Raw genomic sequence first — 17,302 nt, 5'->3', positions numbered from 1 at the left:
GGAGCCCGCTGCGCTCTTCGCTACCCCCTCCCCACGACATGTCGGATTCATCCCCTTTCCCCGCCCGTACCTCGGCCCTGGCTTGGGCCGTCGGCATCGCCATGCTCCTGTGGCTGCCGCTGCCGGATTTTGGCGTGAGTGATTCGTTGCCGACCTTTGCCTTGCCCCTCGACAAGGTCGGCCACGGCCTGCTCTTTCTGGTGTTCGTGCCGCTCCTCGACCGGGCGAGGGCCGGCCGGGGTGCCCGGTGGCTGCCGCTGATCTGGGCCATCGCCTACGGTGCGGTGACGGAAGCGGTGCAGATGCTTCTCAGCTACCGGAGCGGGGATCCTTGGGACCTTGCCGCGGATGCTCTGGGCGCGCTCCTCGGATGGCTCTGGTGTAGACTGAAAACGCCTTGATTTGAGCCCTCTCATCGGTTGATTGACTCCTTTTTCGTGATCCACTCTTCGCTCCCAACGTCGTGATCTCCCGCTCGACGGATGCGCGGTTGCTGGGGCTCGGCGAGATCCTCGTCGGCGGGCTGCTGGTGGTCACTCCCTTCGTGCTGGTGCCGGCGGCCGCCGACGCTTTCGACCTGCCGAAGCAGATGGTCGCCGAGATGTTTGCCCTGGCTTCCCTCCTCGCCTTGGCGCTCCGGGCGCTGCTCAATCCTCGCCTCGCCTCCCTGGACCTCGGTCCGAAAGAGCTGTGGGAAGTGCCGGCGGTGCGCGCTCTGTTGCCGCTGGGGCTCGTCGCCTCCCTCGGCCTGGTGGTCTCGTCCCATGGGGCGCACGTCCGCCAGGCGCTGCCGGATCTATGGATCGGGGTGGCCTGCGTGATCGGTTGGAGTGTCGGCCTTTCACCGCGGCGCCAGCGGCGGCTGCTGGTGCTCTTGGCGTTGCCGGCGGTGGTTCTGGGAGCCCTCGCCATCCTGCAATTTCACGAGCTGTACCGGCCCTTCGCGTTCTCCGGCGGCGAGGAGGCAGCGCGTTTGGGGCTGACCTCCTTGGCCGGCAATGCCGGGGTGCTCGCGGCTTTTCTCGTGCTGCCGGCGCTGCTGGCGCAAGAGTGGGGCTGGCGTCGTCGCCAGCATCGGCCTTCGGCCTTGGCGGCCCTCGTAACGGTAGTGGTTTGCCTCTACGGCATCGCCGTTTCGCAGACCGTGGCGGCAGTGTTGGCGGTGGTGCTGGGCAGTGCCTGCCTGTGGCTGGTCCAGCTCCCGAGGCGCCGTGCTCTGACCGCCCTGGGAGCAGCGGCGGCGGTGCTGTTGGTGACCATCGCGGCGGTGGCACCGCTGCGCTCCAAGGTGGTCGCGAAGGTCACGGAGCTGACCTCCGGCGAGTGGAACAAAGTTCTCACTGGCCGCCTCGATGGCTGGAGCACCGCCTGGTGGATGGTGCAGCGGAACCCCTTGACCGGGGTGGGGCACGGCGCCTATTCGGCGGAGTTTGCCGAGGCCAAGATCGCCCTGACGGACGATGGCCATCTCTTTTTGCAGCGGCCCCGGCAAGTGATGTTCGTCAACGCCCACAATGAATTCTTGGAAGTGGCTGCGGAGTGGGGACTGGTGGGCGTGGCGGCGCTGGCCTGGGCCCTGTGGGTCCTGTGGCGCCGGCTGCGAGGGCTGGAACCCGCGGATCGTCCGCTGGCCTATGCGGGATGTGTAGGGCTCGGCATTCTCGCCGTGGCGCACTTTCCCTTTCGAGTGGCCTTGGTGGCCTTTCCGGCGCTGCTCTTTCTGTCCTGGATTCTGTCGCCGGGCGAAGGCGAGTTGCCGGAGCCGGCCGCCGTGGCTGCGGTTTCGCCTAAATCCGGCCCTCCCGCCGCCAGCCGAAAGAAAGCCAAGAAACGGAAGCGCCGATGACCGTTCGCCGCTGGATGGTTCTCGTCTTGCTCCTGCTGGTGCTGACCCTTGTCTTCCAGGTGGTGCGCACTCGCAACCTGCTGGAGGCCAGTCGTCTTTTACACCAGGTGGAGCAGGTGAGCGTCAGCTTGGCGGCTTCGGGTCGAGCGAATCCGGCGATCTACTGGAACCACGTGGAGTTCATGGAGATGGCGCGCGGCCTCAATCCGGTGGACTCGCGCATTCTCCTGGCCGAGGGCAGCCAGTACCTTCTCCTCGGCCGGCCCGAGGAGGCGGTGGAGGTCTACCGCCGGGCCTTAGAGATCGAGCCGCGGCCGGAGATTTACCTCAATCTCGGCCGGGCCGAGGCTGCGGCCGGGCAATTGGAGGAGGCGCGGGAGAGTTTCCGCCGCGCCGCCGCCCTCGATCCGCGCAACTGGCGCTTGATCCCACAAGAGCTTCGGCCATCCCAGGTTCCTGGCAAGCGCCCGACGGCCCGGAGGAAGAGGCCTCGCCGGTCGCCGTAGCTTCCAGCCTCCTCGTTCCACCGTTTTCGTCGTTCCTCATGAACGACTTCCCATTTTTTGGGTTTCTCTGAAACCTATTTCGGGTCCTCTCGTACACCTGTCGTAGATCACATGCGGCGGCGCCCGTCCCAGGCGCCTCTTTTCGTTTCTTGCTACCCTCGGTAGTTCTCCTCGGAGTCAGCGGTAGAGCCGGACGCGGCGCGCTCCATCGTGTCGTTCATTGCTTCCCACCCTTGACTGCACCAAAGGAGAATGACCTTGAGACTGAAGCTTCTCGCGGCACTCGCCGCTCTCGTTGCTCTCACCCTCGCCCCCGTGGCCCTGGCCCATCGGCCCGCCGGCCCGGCCCTGACCCTCGACATCGCTGACTTGACCGCCGGGGTGGATCCTCTGATCCGCGTTTCCGGCGCTCCGGGACCCACCACCCTCGGCCAGCTCGGCACCCCGGTGGCCGGCGGATTCGATGTCGACGGCGACGGCCACCAGGACTATGCCGTCGGCCACATGACCACCACCAACGGACCGGATCGGATCTTCGCCGGTGAGGCGCAGCTCGTCTTCGGCGACGGCACGTCGAGCGGTGCCGTCGATCTCGCGGTGCCCTCGCCGCGGGTGCTACGGGTCTTGGGCGACGGCTTTTTCGAGGCCACCGGCTCGGAGCTGTGGATGGGCGATATCACCGGCGACGGTCTCGGCGACCTGTTGGTCCACCGCCAGAACTTCGATCCCGGTGGGCGGGTCGGTGCCGGCGCTTTGACGGTGGTGGTCGGTGGGCCGGAGCTGCGGACCTTGGCCGCCGACACCGGAGTGCTCGATCTGCGCAGCCCCCCGGCGTCGGTCCACGTATTGACCTTTGTCGGTGCAGCGGAGAACGATCGTCTCGGCATCTGGTCCCGTACCGGCGATGTCGACGGCGATGGAGTCGATGAGCTGGTGATGGCGGCGGATCAGGTCTCCATTCCCGGCGAGACCTTCCGCGGCGCTGTGTACGTGGTGCGCGGCGGAGCTCACCTGGCGCGCTCCGGCCAGGTCGATCTGGCGGACTTCGGTACGCCCGCGATGACCGACGACATGCTGCGCATCGATCCGCCGGCCGGCTCCGATGATTTCCACTTCGGTTCGACCCTGCAAACCGGCGATCTGAACCGCAACGGCCGCTCGGAGGTGTTCATCGCCGCCGCCCTCAACCGGGCCGGTGCGGTGCTCTCCCCGGACGGCAATTTCACCGGCGACGCCGTCGGGGGGCCCCCCGGTGGGCGCCTGTGGATCGTCTGGGACGACGCCTTCCCCTACGGCTCGTGGCCTCCCGGGCAGGTGATCGATCTCACCGATCCGCCGTGGTCCACCACCACTCTGAGCGGCGGCGTCCAGAATGTCTCCTTCGGCGAGGAAGTGCTCGGCGGCCTCGACTATGACGGCGACCGGCGGCCGGATCTGTTCGTCGGCGACCTGGTGGGCGACGGCACCGATGCCCAGGATCGTCCAGGTTCCGGTGTCGGCTATGTCTTCTATCGCGCTCACCGGCTGAGGGGGAAGACGCTCAATGTGGACCACCTGCCGCGGCGGTTCAGAGTGTCGAAGATCCTCGGTCCGGTGGCCGGCGCGATCGGTTCCGACACGGTGACCCACGGCGATCTGAACGGTGACGGCATCGACGATCTGGTGATCGGCAACCCGCACGACAACCCGCAGGATCGCTTCCACGCCGGCACCATGCACATTCTCTTCGGCCGCCACGGCCGCTGGCCCCGCACCATCGATACGGCGCCCGGCGAGCTGCCGCGCTCGCGCCGAGTGAAGATCACCTTGGTGGAGGGGGCGCGCGGCGGCCTGCCGAATCCCGACGGAATTTTCCCGCCGCCGGACGACGGCGACACCCTCTGCTATAGCGCCGCCGCCGGCGATGTGAACGGCGATGGCCAGGCGGACATCATCACTAACGAGATGATCGGCAACGGGGTGGACCCGACGGCGATCGATGTCGGCAACCTGGTGATCTTCGACGGTGAGTTCGTCTCGCCGCGTCGGCGACGCGGACACGGCGACGATGACGGTGACGATGACGACTGACTGAGCGAGAGCTTGCCGAGAGTCTCCGAGGGCCGGTCCCCAACGGGACCGGCTTTTGTCGTTCGGTAGAATCTTCGAACAAAGCCATGTCGTTCGACACCCACGCTGCTTGCCGCTTCCGAGGAGAATGATCATGAGACTGCGCCTCACCCTCGCATGTTCCACCGTCCTCGCCCTCACCCTGTGGTGCGTGCCGACGGAGCCCGTCGCCGCCCGCGGTGTCACCCGAGGACCGGCGTTGACCATCGACATCGCCGATCTCCAGGCCGGCCGCGATCCGCTGATCCGCGTGTCCGGCGCGCCGGGACCCACCACCACCGGGCGTTTCGGCACACCGGTGGCCGGCGGCTTCGACGTGGACGGGGACGGCTTCGGCGACTACGCCATCGGCCACATGACCGCCACTCCGGCGGCCGGCCGGACCCTGGCCGGCGAGGCCCATCTGGTGTTTGGCAACGGCACCACCCGGGCGAACGTCAATCTCGGAGTACGGCAGAGCCGCGTGCTGCGGGTGCTCGGCGATGCGCCCTTCGAGGCCACCGGCAGCGAGGTGTGGATGGGGGATATCACCGGTGACGGCCTGGGCGATTTTCTGATCTGCCGCCAGAACTTCAGCGCGCCGGGCAAGAGCGGCGCCGGCGCCCTCACGGTGGTGGTCGGCAGTCCCGCCCTGCGCAACCTGGCCAATGGCGCTGGGGTGTTGGATCTGCGCAATCCGCCGGCCTCGATCCAGGTGCTCACCTTCGTCGGCGCCAGCGGCAACGACCGTCTCGGCATCTGGACCCGCACCGGCGACGTGGATGGTGACGGTATCGATGAGCTGGTGATGGCGGCGGATCAGGAGTCCATTCCCGGTGAGCCGTTCCGCGGCGCCCTCTACATCGTGCGCGGTGGCTCCCATCTGGCGACGTCCGGCTCAGTGGACCTGTCCGGCTTCGGGGCCGGTGCGCTGCCCGGGCAGATCGCCAAGGTCGTGCCGCCGCCGGGCGCTGTGGACTTCCACTTCGGGGCCACCCACCAACTCGGCGACCTGGACCGCAACGGCCGCGCCGAAGTGCTGGTCAGCGCCGCCTTCAACCGCGCCGGCGGGGTGCTTTCCCCGGACGGGCAATTCACCGGCGACGGATCCGGCGGACCCCCCGGAGGGCGCATGTGGATCGTGTGGGACGATTCCTTTCCGCCGGTACCCTGGCCGAACGGCTTCACCCTCGACCTGGGTGCCCCGCCGGCCTCGCTCACCACCATCGACGGCGGTCCGCGCAACGTCTCGTTCGGTGAGGAACTCCTGGGCGGCCTCGACTACGACGACGACGGCCGGCCGGACCTCTTTGTCGGCGACCTGGTAGGCGACGAGAGCCCGAACGGGGATCGCCCGGTGTCCGGCGCCGGCTACGTGCTTTACCGCGCCGAGCGCCTGCGCGGACGGACCTTCGCCATCCACCAACTGCCCGGCGGGTTGCAGAAGACCACCTTTATCGGTCCGGTCACCGGCGCCATCGGTTCCGACACGGTGGCCCACGGCGACTTCAACGGCGATGGCATTGCCGACCTGATGATCGGCAACCCGCACGACAACCCGCAGGATCGCTTCCACGCCGGCAGCATGCACGTCTTCTTCGGCCAGCGGGGGCGCTGGCCGGAGGTGATCGACACCGCGGTGGGTCGCTTGCCGCCCACCCGCCGGGTGCGCATTACCCTGATCGAAGGAGCGCGCGGCGGAGTGGCCGACCCCAGCGGCCAGGGCCAGTCGCCGGACATCGGCGACACCCTTTGCTACAGCGCCGCCGCCGGCGACGTCAACGGCGATGGCCGCACGGACATCATCACCAACGAGATGGTGGGCAACGGGGTGGGACCCGGCGCCGTCGATGTGGGCAATCTGGTGATCCTGGACGGTGGGATGACCGGGTCCGGTCGCCCCGGCGGCCACCGTCGGGGTGTGCCCCGGGTCCCCGAGGCGGATGATCCGCGCGGTGACGGTCCGCTGCGGCCGGCGAGGGAAGGACGCGGCGCCCTGCCGCTCAGAGAGCGGCCCTAGTTTTAGGGGGGCTAGGCGCCCCCCTCGCCACAAGAAGTGCGATTCTTGTGGCTCACCCCCGTCCTCGGCGGCTCTCGCCGCCGCCTCGGTCTTCGACCTCGGTAGCGATCTACTGACTAGCAGATCGCTCGATCAAGCGATCGATTCGGAGGGACGGGAAGATCGTTTCCTAGGACTTCCGCTCGCCCTTCATCGCCTCCAGCGCCATGGCGGTGAAGATGCCCGAGCCCGGCAAGTTCTGGCCGCCGTCGGCCACCAGGCGGGTGCCGGTGATGTAGTCCGCCAGCGGCGAGGCCAGAAACACCGCCGCCTGGCCGATGTCGTCCACCGTGCCGTAGCGCCCGAGGGGAATCGCCGCCTTGAACTGCTGGTGGAAGCTCAGGTCTTCCGGCGCCAGCTTGCGCATGCCCTCGGTACCCTCGATCGGTCCCGGGGCGATGCTGTTCGAGCGGATGCCGAAGCGTCCCCATTCCATCGCCAGGTTCTGCATCAGATTGTCGATCCCCGCCTTGGCGGCTCCGGCGTGGGTTTGCGCCCAGTAGGGGACGAAGGCCTGGCCAGCGGAGATGAAGATCAGGTTGGCGCCCTCGGTGCTTTTCAACTGCTCAAAGGCCGCCCGGCTGGCGTTGAAGCTGCCGATCAGATCGATATCCACCACCACCTTGAAACCGTTCGGGCTCAACTCCTCGGCCGGCGCCAAGAAGTTGCCGGCGGCACCGCACACCAGCGTATGAATCGGCCCCAGGGCGTCCGCCGTGCCGGCGAAGGCCGCCGCCAGGGCCTCGTAGTCGCGCACATCGGCGACCGCCGTGAACACCTCGGCGCCCAGCGCCTCCAGTTTTTTCTGAGCGCCGTCCAGGCGCGCCTGGGTCCGACCACAGATCGCGAGCTTGGCGCCGACGGCGGCGAAGTTCTTGGCGATGCCGAGATTGATGCCGCTGCCGCCGCCGGTGACGAACACCGTTTTGCCGGCGAAGAGCTGGGGGGAGAAGGTCTCGGTGATCTTCATCATGTTTCTCGTCGTTTGATGATCTGGCGGAGAGGAAGCCAGGTCCCGAAAAAGGGCGGCGATGGCGCGACGTTATCACCCCCCGGGTGGCCTCTTGCCCAAGATTCTGCTCGCGGCCAGGGGTGTCGAGGTGCTGCGGGAATGAACCCACAACGGCGGGACGTTATCACCCGTGGCCGCCGCCCTATGATGTCCTTCCCAACCGATGCTGATTCTCGACGAGAGCGGATTCTACTGTCCCGAGGGGGACTTCCACATCGACCCCTGGCGGCCGGTGCCGCGGGCGCTGGTCACCCACTCCCACGCCGACCACGCGCACTGGGGCTGCGGTGCATACCTGGCCGCCGAGGCCGGGGAACGGGTGCTGCGCCGGCGGATGGGCGACGAGGCGGTGATCGAAACGGTGCCCTGGGGCGAGAGCTTGTCCCTGGGGCCGGTGAGGGTCTCGTTCCATCCGGCCGGTCACATCCTCGGTTCGGCGCAGATCCGCCTGGATCGCGGCGGCGAGGTGTGGGTGGTCTCCGGCGACTACAAGACCGAGCCGGATGCCACCTGCGCACCCTTCGAACTGGTGCCCTGCAACACCTTCGTCACCGAGTCCACCTTTGGCCTGCCGATTTTCCGCTGGGCGCCGCAGGCGGAGGTTTTCGACCAGGTCAACGGCTGGTGGCGGAAGAACGCCGAGGCCGGGCGGGCGAGTCTGCTCTTCGGCTACGCCCTCGGCAAGGCCCAGCGGCTGCTGGCGGGGGTCGATCCGTCGATCGGCCCCATCTTCACCCATGGGGCGGTGGAGAACTTGACCGGCGACTACCGTGACTCCGGCGTTGCCTTGCCGGACACGACCCTGGTGTCCGCCGCGCCGGACAGTACCGATTGGGCTGGATCTCTAGTCGTCGCTCCGCCCTCCGCCAACGGCACTCCCTGGATGCGCCGCTTCGGAGAGGTCTCCACCGGCTTCGCCTCCGGCTGGATGCGGATCCGCGGCACCCGCCGTCGGCGGGCGATGGACCGCGGCTTCGTGCTCTCCGACCACGTCGACTGGCCGGCGCTGGTCGAGGTGCTGGAGGCGACCGGCGCCGAGCGGGTGTGGGTGACCCACGGCTACCGCGAGGCGGTGGTGCGCTGGCTGCGGGAGCGGGGGATCGAGGCGATGGCCGTCGCCTCGCGCTTCGAAGGCGAACTCGACGAGGCGGAATCGACGGAATCGAAATCCGAGACAGCGCCCGGCGGGGAGGCCTCGTGAAGGCCTTCACGGACCTCTTCGCGCGGCTCGACGAGACCACCCGCACCAACGAGAAGATCGCCGCCCTGGCGGACTACTTCCGCTCGGCCCCGGCGCGCGACGCGGCCTGGGCGGTGCATTTCCTCTCCGGCAACCGGCCGAAGAGGCTGGTCAAGACACGCCTCCTGCGGGAGTGGGTGAGCGCCGAAACGGGCACGCCGGAGTGGCTGCTGGAGGAGTGCTACGAAGCGGTGGGGGACCTGGCCGAGACCCTCGCCCTGCTGCTGCCGGCAGCGGAGCGCCCGAGCGACTGCCCTCTCCACCGGTGGGTGGAAGAGCGCCTGCTGCCGCTGGCCGGCCTCGGCGACGAGGCCCAGCGCGAGCGCATGGTCGCCGCCTGGCGGCAACTCGGCGAGCAGCAGATCTTCGTCTGGCACAAGCTGATCACCGGGGCGTTCCGGGTGGGCGTTTCTCGGCGGCTGGTGGTGCGCGGTCTGTCGCAGGCGAGCGGCGTCGATGACGCTACCCTCTCTCACCGGTTGATGGGTTCCTGGCAGCCCACCGCCGAGGCTTACCGTGCCTTGCTGTCGCCGGACACGCGGGACGCGGAGGTGTCGCGCCCTTACCCCTTCTGCCTGGCCCATCCCCTCGAAGCGGCGGTGGACGAACTGGCGCTGTCCCTCGGTCCGGTGGACGACTGGATCGCCGAGTGGAAATGGGACGGCATCCGCTCCCAGGTGATCCGCCGCCAGGGCTTGACCTTCATCTGGTCGCGCGGCGAGGAGCCCATCGCCGAACGCTTCCCGGAACTCGAAGTGGCCGCCTCGGGGCTGCCGGACGGCACTGTGCTCGACGGCGAGATTCTGCCCTGGGGTGACGACGGGGTGATGCCCTTCGCTCAGCTCCAGCGGCGCATCGGCCGCAAGAAGCTCGGTCCGAAGATACTCTCCGAGGTGCCGGTGGTGCTGGTCGCCTACGACCTGCTCGAAGAGGGCGGCGAGGACCTGCGCGCCTTGCCCTTCGCCGAGCGCCGTCGCCGCCTGAAAGCGTTGATCGCTGACCGCGGCGGCGAGGTGCTGCGGCTGTCGGCGACGGTCGAGTCGGCGTCCTGGGAGGAGCTGGCGGCGCGCCGGGAGACCGCACGCCGGGAGCGCGCCGAAGGGCTGATGCTCAAACGCCGCGAGTCGTCCTACAGGGTAGGCCGCAAGAAGGGCGACTGGTGGAAGTGGAAGGTCGACCCCTACACCGTCGACGCGGTGATGATCTACGCCCAACGCGGCCATGGTCGCCGCGCGTCCCAATACACGGACTACACCTTCGGCGTGTGGGACGGCGACGCTCTGGTGCCCTTCGCCAAGGCCTACTCCGGCCTGACCGACGCCGAGATCCGCAAGGTCGATCGCTTCGTTCGGCGCAATACCCTGGAGCGCTTCGGTCCGGTGCGCTCGGTCAAGGCGGAGCTGGTGTTCGAGCTGGCCTTCGAGGGCATTCGCGCCTCCAGCCGCCACAAGTCCGGGGTGGCGGTGCGTTTTCCCCGCATGGCCCGCTGGCGGACGGACAAACAGCCCGCCGACGCCGACACCCTGGAGACCGTCAAGGCGCTGCTGCCGGCATCCGAAGGCGGCGAAGGGCCGTGACTCCCCGACAGCAAGTGGAAGGTTGGCTGGCGGAGCGCGGCTGGCGGGCGCGGCCCTTCCAGAAGCGAGTGTGGACCGCCTGGAGGCGCGGCCGGAGCGGCCTGGTGCACTCGGCCACCGGCAGCGGTAAGACCTACGCCCTGTGGCTGGCGGAGGTGATGGCCGGCCTGGCGGAGCGCGACGCCGGTAAGGCCAAGGGCACGGCGAAGCGCTCCGCCCCTCTCCGGCTGCTGTGGATCACCCCCATGCGCGCCCTGGCGGAAGACACCGTCGGCGCGCTGCGGGCGCCGGTGGCGGACCTCGAGCTGCCCTGGCGCATCGAGAGCCGTACCGGCGATACCTCCCCGGCGGTGCGGGCGCGGCAGCAGCGGCGGCTGCCGACGGTGCTGGTGACCACCCCCGAGAGCCTTTGCCTTCAGCTCACCCGGTCCAAGCTCGACGCGCGTCTTGCGGACCTCTCGGCGGTGGTGGTGGACGAGTGGCACGAACTCCTCGGCAACAAGCGCGGCGTACAGGTGGAACTGGCCCTGGCGCGGCTCCGCACCCTGCGCCCGGATCTCAAGGTGTGGGGCCTGTCGGCCACCCTCGGCAACCTGGAGGAAGCGGCGGTGGCCCTGGCCGGGCCGGAGGCGCTGTCGATCCACGGCGACGAGAAGAAGCGCATCACCATCGACGCCCTGATCCCGCCGGAGATGGAGCGCTTTCCGTGGGCCGGCCACCTCGGGCTGCGGCTGCTGCCGCAGGTGGTGGCGGCGGTGGACGAGGCCGAAAGCGCGCTGGTCTTCACCAACACCCGCTCCCAGGCGGAGCGCTGGTACCAGGCGATCCTCGAAGCGCGGCCGGACTGGGCGGGCGCGCTGGCGCTGCACCACGGCTCCCTCGACCGCTCGGTGCGGGAGTGGGTGGAAAACGGCTTGCGGCAGGGCACGCTCCGCTGCGTGGTGGCGACTTCGACCCTCGATCTCGGGGTGGACTTCTCGCCGGTGGACCGGGTGCTCCAAATCGGCAGCCCGAAGGGCGTCGCCCGGCTCCTCCAGCGGGCCGGCCGCAGCGGCCACTCACCGGGCCGCGAAAGCCGGGTGACCTGCGTACCCACTCACGCCCTGGAACTGCTGGAGATCGCCGCCGTGCGCGACGCGGCCAGGGCGCAGGAGATTGAAGAGCGCCGGCCGCCGGTGCTGCCCCTGGACGTGTTGGCGCAGCATCTGGTGACCCTCGGCCTCGGCGAAGGCTTCGATCCGGACCAGGTGCTCGCCGAGGCGCGGAGCAGTCGCGCCTTCGCCGAGTTGAGCGACGCCGAGTGGCAATGGACCCTCGACTTTGTCACCCGCGGCGGCTCGGCCTTGAAGGCCTACCCGGAGTTCTCGAAGCTGGTGGAGAGGGACGGCCGGCTAGCGATCCGCGACGGCGCCCTGGCCCGCCGCCACCGCCTGTCCATCGGCACCATCGTCGGCGATTCCTCGATCGAAGTGCGCTTCCGCGGCGGTCGGAGGCTGGGTACGGTGGAGGAGTCCTTCATCGCCCGACTGCGGCCGGGGGATCGCTTCCAGTTCGCAGGCCGGACCCTGGAGCTACACTCTCTGCGCGACCTCACCGCTTGGGTGCGGGTGGCTGAGAGCAAGGTCCACGCGGTGCCCCGCTGGGCCGGCGGGCGCATGCCTCTGTCGACCTCCCTGTCGCGGGCGGTGCGCCGCCGCCTGACGGAGGCCCGCGAGGGGCGCCTTGCCGGACTGGAGATGAAGGCGCTGCGGCCCCTGCTGGCCCTCCAGGAAGAGATCTCCGCGCTGCCGGCGGCAGGCGAGCTGTTGGTCGAAGAACTGCCGGACCTGCTCAGCCCCTCGGGCCGGAGCCGGCGGGAGGGGCACCACCTCTTCGTCTACCCCTTCGCCGGCCGCTTGGTGCACGAAGGCCTAGCGGCCCTGTGGGCCTACCGGCTGTCGCGCATCGCGCCGAACACCTTCACCTGGGCGGTCAACGACTACGGCATCGATCTGCTGTCGCCGGAGCCGCCGGCCCTCGGCGAGCCGCTGACCGCCGGCTTGCTGTCGCCGGAGGGGCTGGCCGACGACCTGCCCGCCGCCCTCGATGCGTCCGAACTCGCCCGCCGCCAGTTCCGGGAGATCGCGCGGGTCGCCGGTCTGGTGTTCCAGGGCTATCCCGGCAAGGGCAAGACGATGCGCCAGCTCCAGGCGTCGAGCGGGCTGTTTTTCGATGTCTTCGACCGGCACGATCCGGAGAACCTCTTGCTCCAGCAGGCCTATCGCGAGGTGCGCGAGCGCCAGCTCGAAGCCAGTCGGCTGCGGGCCACCCTCGAACGGCTGAACGCCGGAACGGTGGTGCGGGTAGAGTGCGGCCGACCCTCGCCCTTGGCCTTTCCGCTGCTGGTGGATCGCATGCGCGAGACCACCTCCGGCGAGGGGCTGGTGGACCGTATTCGGCGCATGCGCCTGCGCTACGAGCGAGCGGCAACGCGCAATGGCTGAAGCCTTGAACGTGCCACCGGCCGGCGCCCTTGCCCTTGAAGTGGCGGGTGAATCCATGTGCGCGCTGCCGGAACGGGCTCTCTACTGGCCCTCGCGGGCGATGCTGTTGGTGGCGGATCCCCACTGGGGCAAGGCAGCGGCGTTCCGGGCCGGCGGATTGGCGGTGCCGGAGGCTGGCACGTCGGCGGACCTCGAACGCCTCGGTCGTGCCCTCGCCGCTACCGGAGCCGAGCGGCTGGTGTTCCTCGGCGACTTCTGGCACGCCCGCGCCGGACGCTCCAGCGAAGTGCTGGATGCCCTCCGCCGCTGGCGGGAACGGCACTGCGAGTTGACCGTCGAATTGGTGCGCGGCAACCACGATCGCCATGCCGGCGATCCACCCGAGGAGTTCTCGATTCGTAGCGTGGAGGCGCCCTTCGACGAAGCCCCTTTTCGCCTCGCGCACTTCCCGGAGCCGGACCCTTCCGGGTACGTCCTCGCCGGCCACCTCCACCCGGCGGTTCACCTACGCGGTGCCGGCCGCGGCCGGGAGCGCTTGCGCCTGCCGTGCTTCCACTTCGGTCCGCAGGTCGGCGTGCTGCCCGCCTTCGGCAGCTTTACCGGCCACGCCACGGTGCGCCCGGCGGCAGGGGATCGGGTGCTGGTGGTGGCGGACGAGCGGGTGATCGAGATCTCTTGAGACCCAACGGTGGATCGGGTCTGTGAGAGGATCGAAAGAGCACCGGCGGCGGTGCGGAAATGAGGCTTCACTACCCCCGAAAACGACCCCGACGTGACGGCGCGGGGCAAAGGATATTCCCCATGAGCAACACCCGAATCGAGAAGGACAGCCTCGGCGAGGTCGAGGTTCCGGCGGACGGCTACTACGGCGCGCAGACCGAGCGGGCGCGGCAGAACTTTCCGGTGAGCGGGTTACGCTTCCCGCGCCGCTTCATCGCCGCCATGGGGCGGATCAAGGGCGAGGCGGCGAAGGTCAACGCCGACCTCGGGCTGATTCCCGGGGATGTCAAGGACGCCATCGTCCAAGCTGCCCGCGAGGTGGTCGAAGGGAAGCACGATCGCCAGTTCCCGCTGGACATCTTCCAGACCGGCTCCGGCACCTCCACCAACATGAACACCAACGAGGTGATCTCCAACCGCGCCATCGAGCTGATGGGCGGCGAGCTGGGGTCGAAAAGCCCCGTGCACCCGAACGACCACGTCAACGCCAGCCAGTCGAGCAACGACACCATCCCCACAGCCATCCACCTGTCCGCCTACGGCGCCCTGGTGGAGGATCTGGAGCCGGCCCTGGAGACCCTCGCCGGATCGCTGGAGAAGAAGGCGTCGGAGTTCGACGACGTGGTCAAGATCGGCCGCACCCACCTGCAGGACGCGGTGCCGGTGCGCCTCGGCCAGGAGTTCGGCAGCTACGCTCAGCAGATCCGCTACGGCCTCGACCGGCTGGCGGCGGCCAAGCCGCGCCTCGCCGAACTGGCTCTGGGGGGTACCGCCGTCGGCACCGGCTTGAACGCTCCGCCGGAGTTCGCCGACCGGGTGATCGCCGCCATCTCCGCGGATACCGGCCATCCCTTCGTGCCGGCTCCCAACCGCTTCGAGGCGATGGCCGCCAAGGACGCCGCCGTCGAAACCTCCGGCGCCCTGAAGACCCTTGCCGTCTCCCTCACCAAAATCGCCAACGACCTGCGCTGGCTCGGCTCCGGCCCGCGCTGCGGCATCGGCGAGATCGAGATCCCCAGTCTGCAGCCAGGGAGCTCCATCATGCCCGGCAAGGTCAATCCGGTGATCTCCGAATCGCTGCTGATGGTTTCGGCGCAGGTGATCGGCAACGACACCACCATCGCTTTGGCAGGCATGAGCGGCATCTTCGAACTGAACGTGATGATGCCGGTGATTGCCTACAACCTGCTCCAGTCCATCGAGATCCTTGCCAACGGCTCCCGGCTGATGGCCGAGCGCTGCGTCGACGGCATCACCGCCCGCCGCGAGCGCGCCGCCGAGCTGGTGGAAAAATCCCTGGCGATGGTCACCTCCCTGGCCCCCCGAATCGGCTACGACCAGGCCGCCGAAATCGCCAAGGAATCCTGGAAAACCGGCCGCACCGTGCGCGAGCTGATGCAGGAAAAGAAGCTCCTTTCGGACGACGAGCTGGAAAAGGCGCTCGATGCCTACGACATGACGGATGGGGGACTGCAGTAGATACGCAGCGAACTGCTATTCCGCGGCGATCACCTCAACAGTTGAAGGCCACGGGTATTCGAGTGCGACAGCCTGGGGGTCCAGAACACCAGCCAACGCGGAGAGTGTTGCTTCGCGGCGCCAGGCCAGAATCTCGATCGGGCCGGCTGGAATACTGGTTGCTTGCCAGATTCCTCTCTGATTTGCTCCGCCGCGGGACTCGGTGAGCCAGGCGAGCGTAGATCCAGCAAGCCAATGCTCCGCGATCTTGAGTTTGACCATCGCGAGGGCCACCGGATCTCCGGCCGGGTCAAGGACCTGGATCTTTAGTGGACTGGCCCTCGATGGCAGTGACCACTCGATTTCATCCGATCCTCCGGTCCAGGACTTGAGCAGAAAACCGGCGGTCGGGTGGCGGACAAGCAGGAGAGCAGTATCCACTGAGTGCGGTACTTCGAGCTCTCCTTGGTGATCTGCTTGCCCCTCCCATAGCGGTTGTTTTTGGTTGAGATCGCTCAAGGCCAACAGCCGTGCTCCTGAGGCTGGGAGGCCGGAAGGCAGTAACAATCGGAGTCTTGCTGTCTTTCCTTCGGGCTGAAGAGTTAGTTCGAGTTCCTGCTCGTCCTCGGCATCGGGAATCGCTTCCCGTACCGGCGAGCTGGGTAAGTACTGCTCAGCGCGTGCCGTCAGTTCAACAGTCCCAGGCCGCAACGGCTGCAGCTCGGCGATTCCTTCCTCGTCGGTAGTCGTGGATTGAGAGACTCTCCTTTCGGGCCCCTCTTTTCCTCCATCGAGAAACCGGTTGGATGCGTACACTGTCGCATCCGGGATCCCTACACCGGTCGTCTCATCGATGACTCTGACCTTGTACGTGGCACCGGGCAGATGAAAGTCAAGGGTATCGATCTGGTCGAGCGGCTGCATTACCAAATCCACGAATGGAGGACCGCTGTGATCCTTGAGTTGAATCATCACTGCCCGGTAGAAGGAATCTGGGAAGAGGAACGCCTCGTATTCGCCCTGGGTATCGGAATCGACAACGAGTCTTCGATCAGGATGGCCGCTTCGAAAGGAGATTGTGGCCTCGTGTCCTTCGGATCCTCGGTAGACGGTGCCGCGCAAAGTATGAGGGCGGGGCCGAAACTCGACTAGCTGGTTCTTTCCGTCGGATAGATCAACCCGCTCTCTAAACTGCCAGGGATCCACTTCCAGGACGACCTCCACCGGCGACCGAGGAAGCCGGTCGAACCGGTGATGCGCGGCCGTTGGGGGAAGTTCCACGCGCTCCAACACTTCGCGACCTGGATAAGTCGTCACTGCCACCGTCAGTGAGCTTTCTCGCAAAGGAGGCGCCAGGTCGAGGCTCAGATCAAGGCTCGGCAGTGGCTGTAGAGTCGCTCGGATGTCTTCGACATGACCCGGTCGTAGTTGAACGTCCTGGGGTTCGAGGAATACCGAGGGTGAGTGAACATCGACTCGCGCTTGAAGAGCCTCCAGCTCGTACCAAACTGCATACACTCGCCGCGATGCCGGTACCACCAAATCGGGTGTTGTCGGCTCTTCCCCGGGGAGGGTGGCAGTGATCACTAAGTCATGGTCTTCATGGCTGAGTATGAAATTGGGGCGCTCGAGTACGGCGATAAGAGTGCTGGTGCCCGGGGCGGGCGGTTCAGGGGTAATGCGGGAGAGCTTGCCTGATTCGATCAGGACTTCCTGGAGGGTTCGATACTCGCGCCGATCTTCGTCATAGAGACCGGCAAGCACCGCCCCGGCCGGCATCAGTGTGCCTTCGTGGAGATCCTGGCCGGTGACTCGACGGGAAAGTTCGAACTTGGGCGCCGTACCGCGATTGTGGCTCTCCGTATGGAGCAAGCTCAGGTAGCCCTTCTCCGGGGCCTGAGCTTCTGGATCCAAGGCTACTTTTCCTGCCGGGACGACGATGATTCCCAGGGATCTTCCACGCTTGCGGAAGGGAGTGTCGCTGAATCCCAGGACGACAGGGAACGGGCTGATCGTCCAGTTGCCTTCGACCCAAGCCTTGTACTTGCCAGGCGGGGCTTGAAACCAGGTAGATGCAGGAAATGTCAGGAGCTTGGAGACATCGGCTCTAGGCACCATCTGTACAACATATCCCTGCGGGTCGATCGGGTCCTGATTCTCTTCTAAGGGAGCCGTGTAGTGACCCCCTCAAGTCAAGCCACCGACTGTAGTTGTTGCGCCCGGTGTTCGACCGGGCTGAGGTAGCGCAGGGCCTGGTGAGGCCGCTGGTGGTTGTACCAGCGGATCCACCGAGTGATGGCGCTGCGTGCTTCG

Annotated in this window: 12 protein-coding genes; 10 read left to right on the top strand and 2 right to left on the bottom strand. The window is 67.6% G+C overall.

What is annotated here, in order from left to right:
• The first annotated feature begins 38 nt into the window (after positions 1–38).
• From AAF481_09820 to AAF481_09800, 5 genes are all read left to right on the top strand, one after another.
• Positions 39–401 (top strand): VanZ family protein, encoded by a 363-nt coding sequence (locus tag AAF481_09820; GenBank protein ID MEM7481459.1) that lies wholly within the window; start codon positions 39–41, stop codon positions 399–401.
• Positions 402–463: 62 nt separating this feature from the next.
• Positions 464–1,846: an O-antigen ligase family protein gene (locus AAF481_09815; GenBank protein ID MEM7481458.1), complete on the top strand. Its 1,383-nt coding sequence runs from the start codon at positions 464–466 to the stop codon at positions 1,844–1,846.
• Positions 1,843–2,352 (top strand): tetratricopeptide repeat protein, encoded by a 510-nt coding sequence (locus tag AAF481_09810; GenBank protein ID MEM7481457.1) that lies wholly within the window; start codon positions 1,843–1,845, stop codon positions 2,350–2,352. Before AAF481_09815 ends, AAF481_09810 begins: the two co-directional genes overlap by 4 nt.
• Positions 2,353–2,610: 258 nt before the next feature.
• On the top strand, positions 2,611–4,422 hold the full coding sequence (locus AAF481_09805) for a hypothetical protein (GenBank protein MEM7481456.1): 1,812 nt from the start codon (positions 2,611–2,613) through the stop codon (positions 4,420–4,422).
• 133 nt (positions 4,423–4,555) lie between these two features.
• Positions 4,556–6,460, top strand: a complete 1,905-nt coding sequence (locus AAF481_09800; protein ID MEM7481455.1) for a hypothetical protein — start codon at positions 4,556–4,558, stop codon at positions 6,458–6,460.
• Positions 6,461–6,629: 169 nt separating this feature from the next.
• Here AAF481_09800 and AAF481_09795 read toward each other — a convergent pair whose 3' ends face one another.
• The gene (locus tag AAF481_09795) at positions 6,630–7,469 is read right to left on the bottom strand and encodes an SDR family oxidoreductase (GenBank protein ID MEM7481454.1); all 840 of its coding nucleotides are present in this window, start codon (positions 7,467–7,469) and stop codon (positions 6,630–6,632) included.
• A 205-nt stretch (positions 7,470–7,674) separates the two neighbouring features.
• Between AAF481_09795 and AAF481_09790 the strand changes: the two genes are divergently transcribed.
• The 5 genes from AAF481_09790 (at position 7,675) to AAF481_09770 (ending at position 15,010) form a co-directional block, all read left to right on the top strand.
• Positions 7,675–8,712: a ligase-associated DNA damage response exonuclease gene (locus AAF481_09790; GenBank protein MEM7481453.1), complete on the top strand. Its 1,038-nt coding sequence runs from the start codon at positions 7,675–7,677 to the stop codon at positions 8,710–8,712.
• On the top strand, positions 8,709–10,328 hold the full coding sequence (locus AAF481_09785; protein ID MEM7481452.1) for an ATP-dependent DNA ligase: 1,620 nt from the start codon (positions 8,709–8,711) through the stop codon (positions 10,326–10,328). Before AAF481_09790 ends, AAF481_09785 begins: the two co-directional genes overlap by 4 nt.
• Entirely contained in the window at positions 10,325–12,811 is a 2,487-nt protein-coding gene (locus AAF481_09780; protein ID MEM7481451.1) for a ligase-associated DNA damage response DEXH box helicase, read from the top strand. Before AAF481_09785 ends, AAF481_09780 begins: the two co-directional genes overlap by 4 nt.
• Positions 12,804–13,490 (top strand): ligase-associated DNA damage response endonuclease PdeM, encoded by a 687-nt coding sequence (gene pdeM, locus AAF481_09775; protein MEM7481450.1) that lies wholly within the window; start codon positions 12,804–12,806, stop codon positions 13,488–13,490. Before AAF481_09780 ends, pdeM begins: the two co-directional genes overlap by 8 nt.
• A gap of 122 nt (positions 13,491–13,612) precedes the next feature.
• Positions 13,613–15,010: a class II fumarate hydratase gene (locus AAF481_09770; protein ID MEM7481449.1), complete on the top strand. Its 1,398-nt coding sequence runs from the start codon at positions 13,613–13,615 to the stop codon at positions 15,008–15,010.
• Between the two features lie 15 nt (positions 15,011–15,025).
• Here the strand turns inward: AAF481_09770 and AAF481_09765 are convergent, their stop codons facing one another.
• Positions 15,026–17,107 carry a carboxypeptidase-like regulatory domain-containing protein gene (locus AAF481_09765; protein ID MEM7481448.1) on the bottom strand — a complete coding sequence of 694 codons (2,082 nt, stop codon included), beginning with the start codon at positions 17,105–17,107 and terminating at the stop codon, positions 15,026–15,028.
• Positions 17,108–17,302: the final 195 nt, after the last annotated feature.

Source organism: Acidobacteriota bacterium, assembly GCA_039030395.1.
GTDB lineage: Bacteria > Acidobacteriota > Thermoanaerobaculia > Multivoradales > JBCCEF01 > JBCCEF01.
The sequence above is the reverse complement of the archived record's forward strand: the minus strand, read 5'-3'. Positions and strand labels throughout refer to the sequence as shown.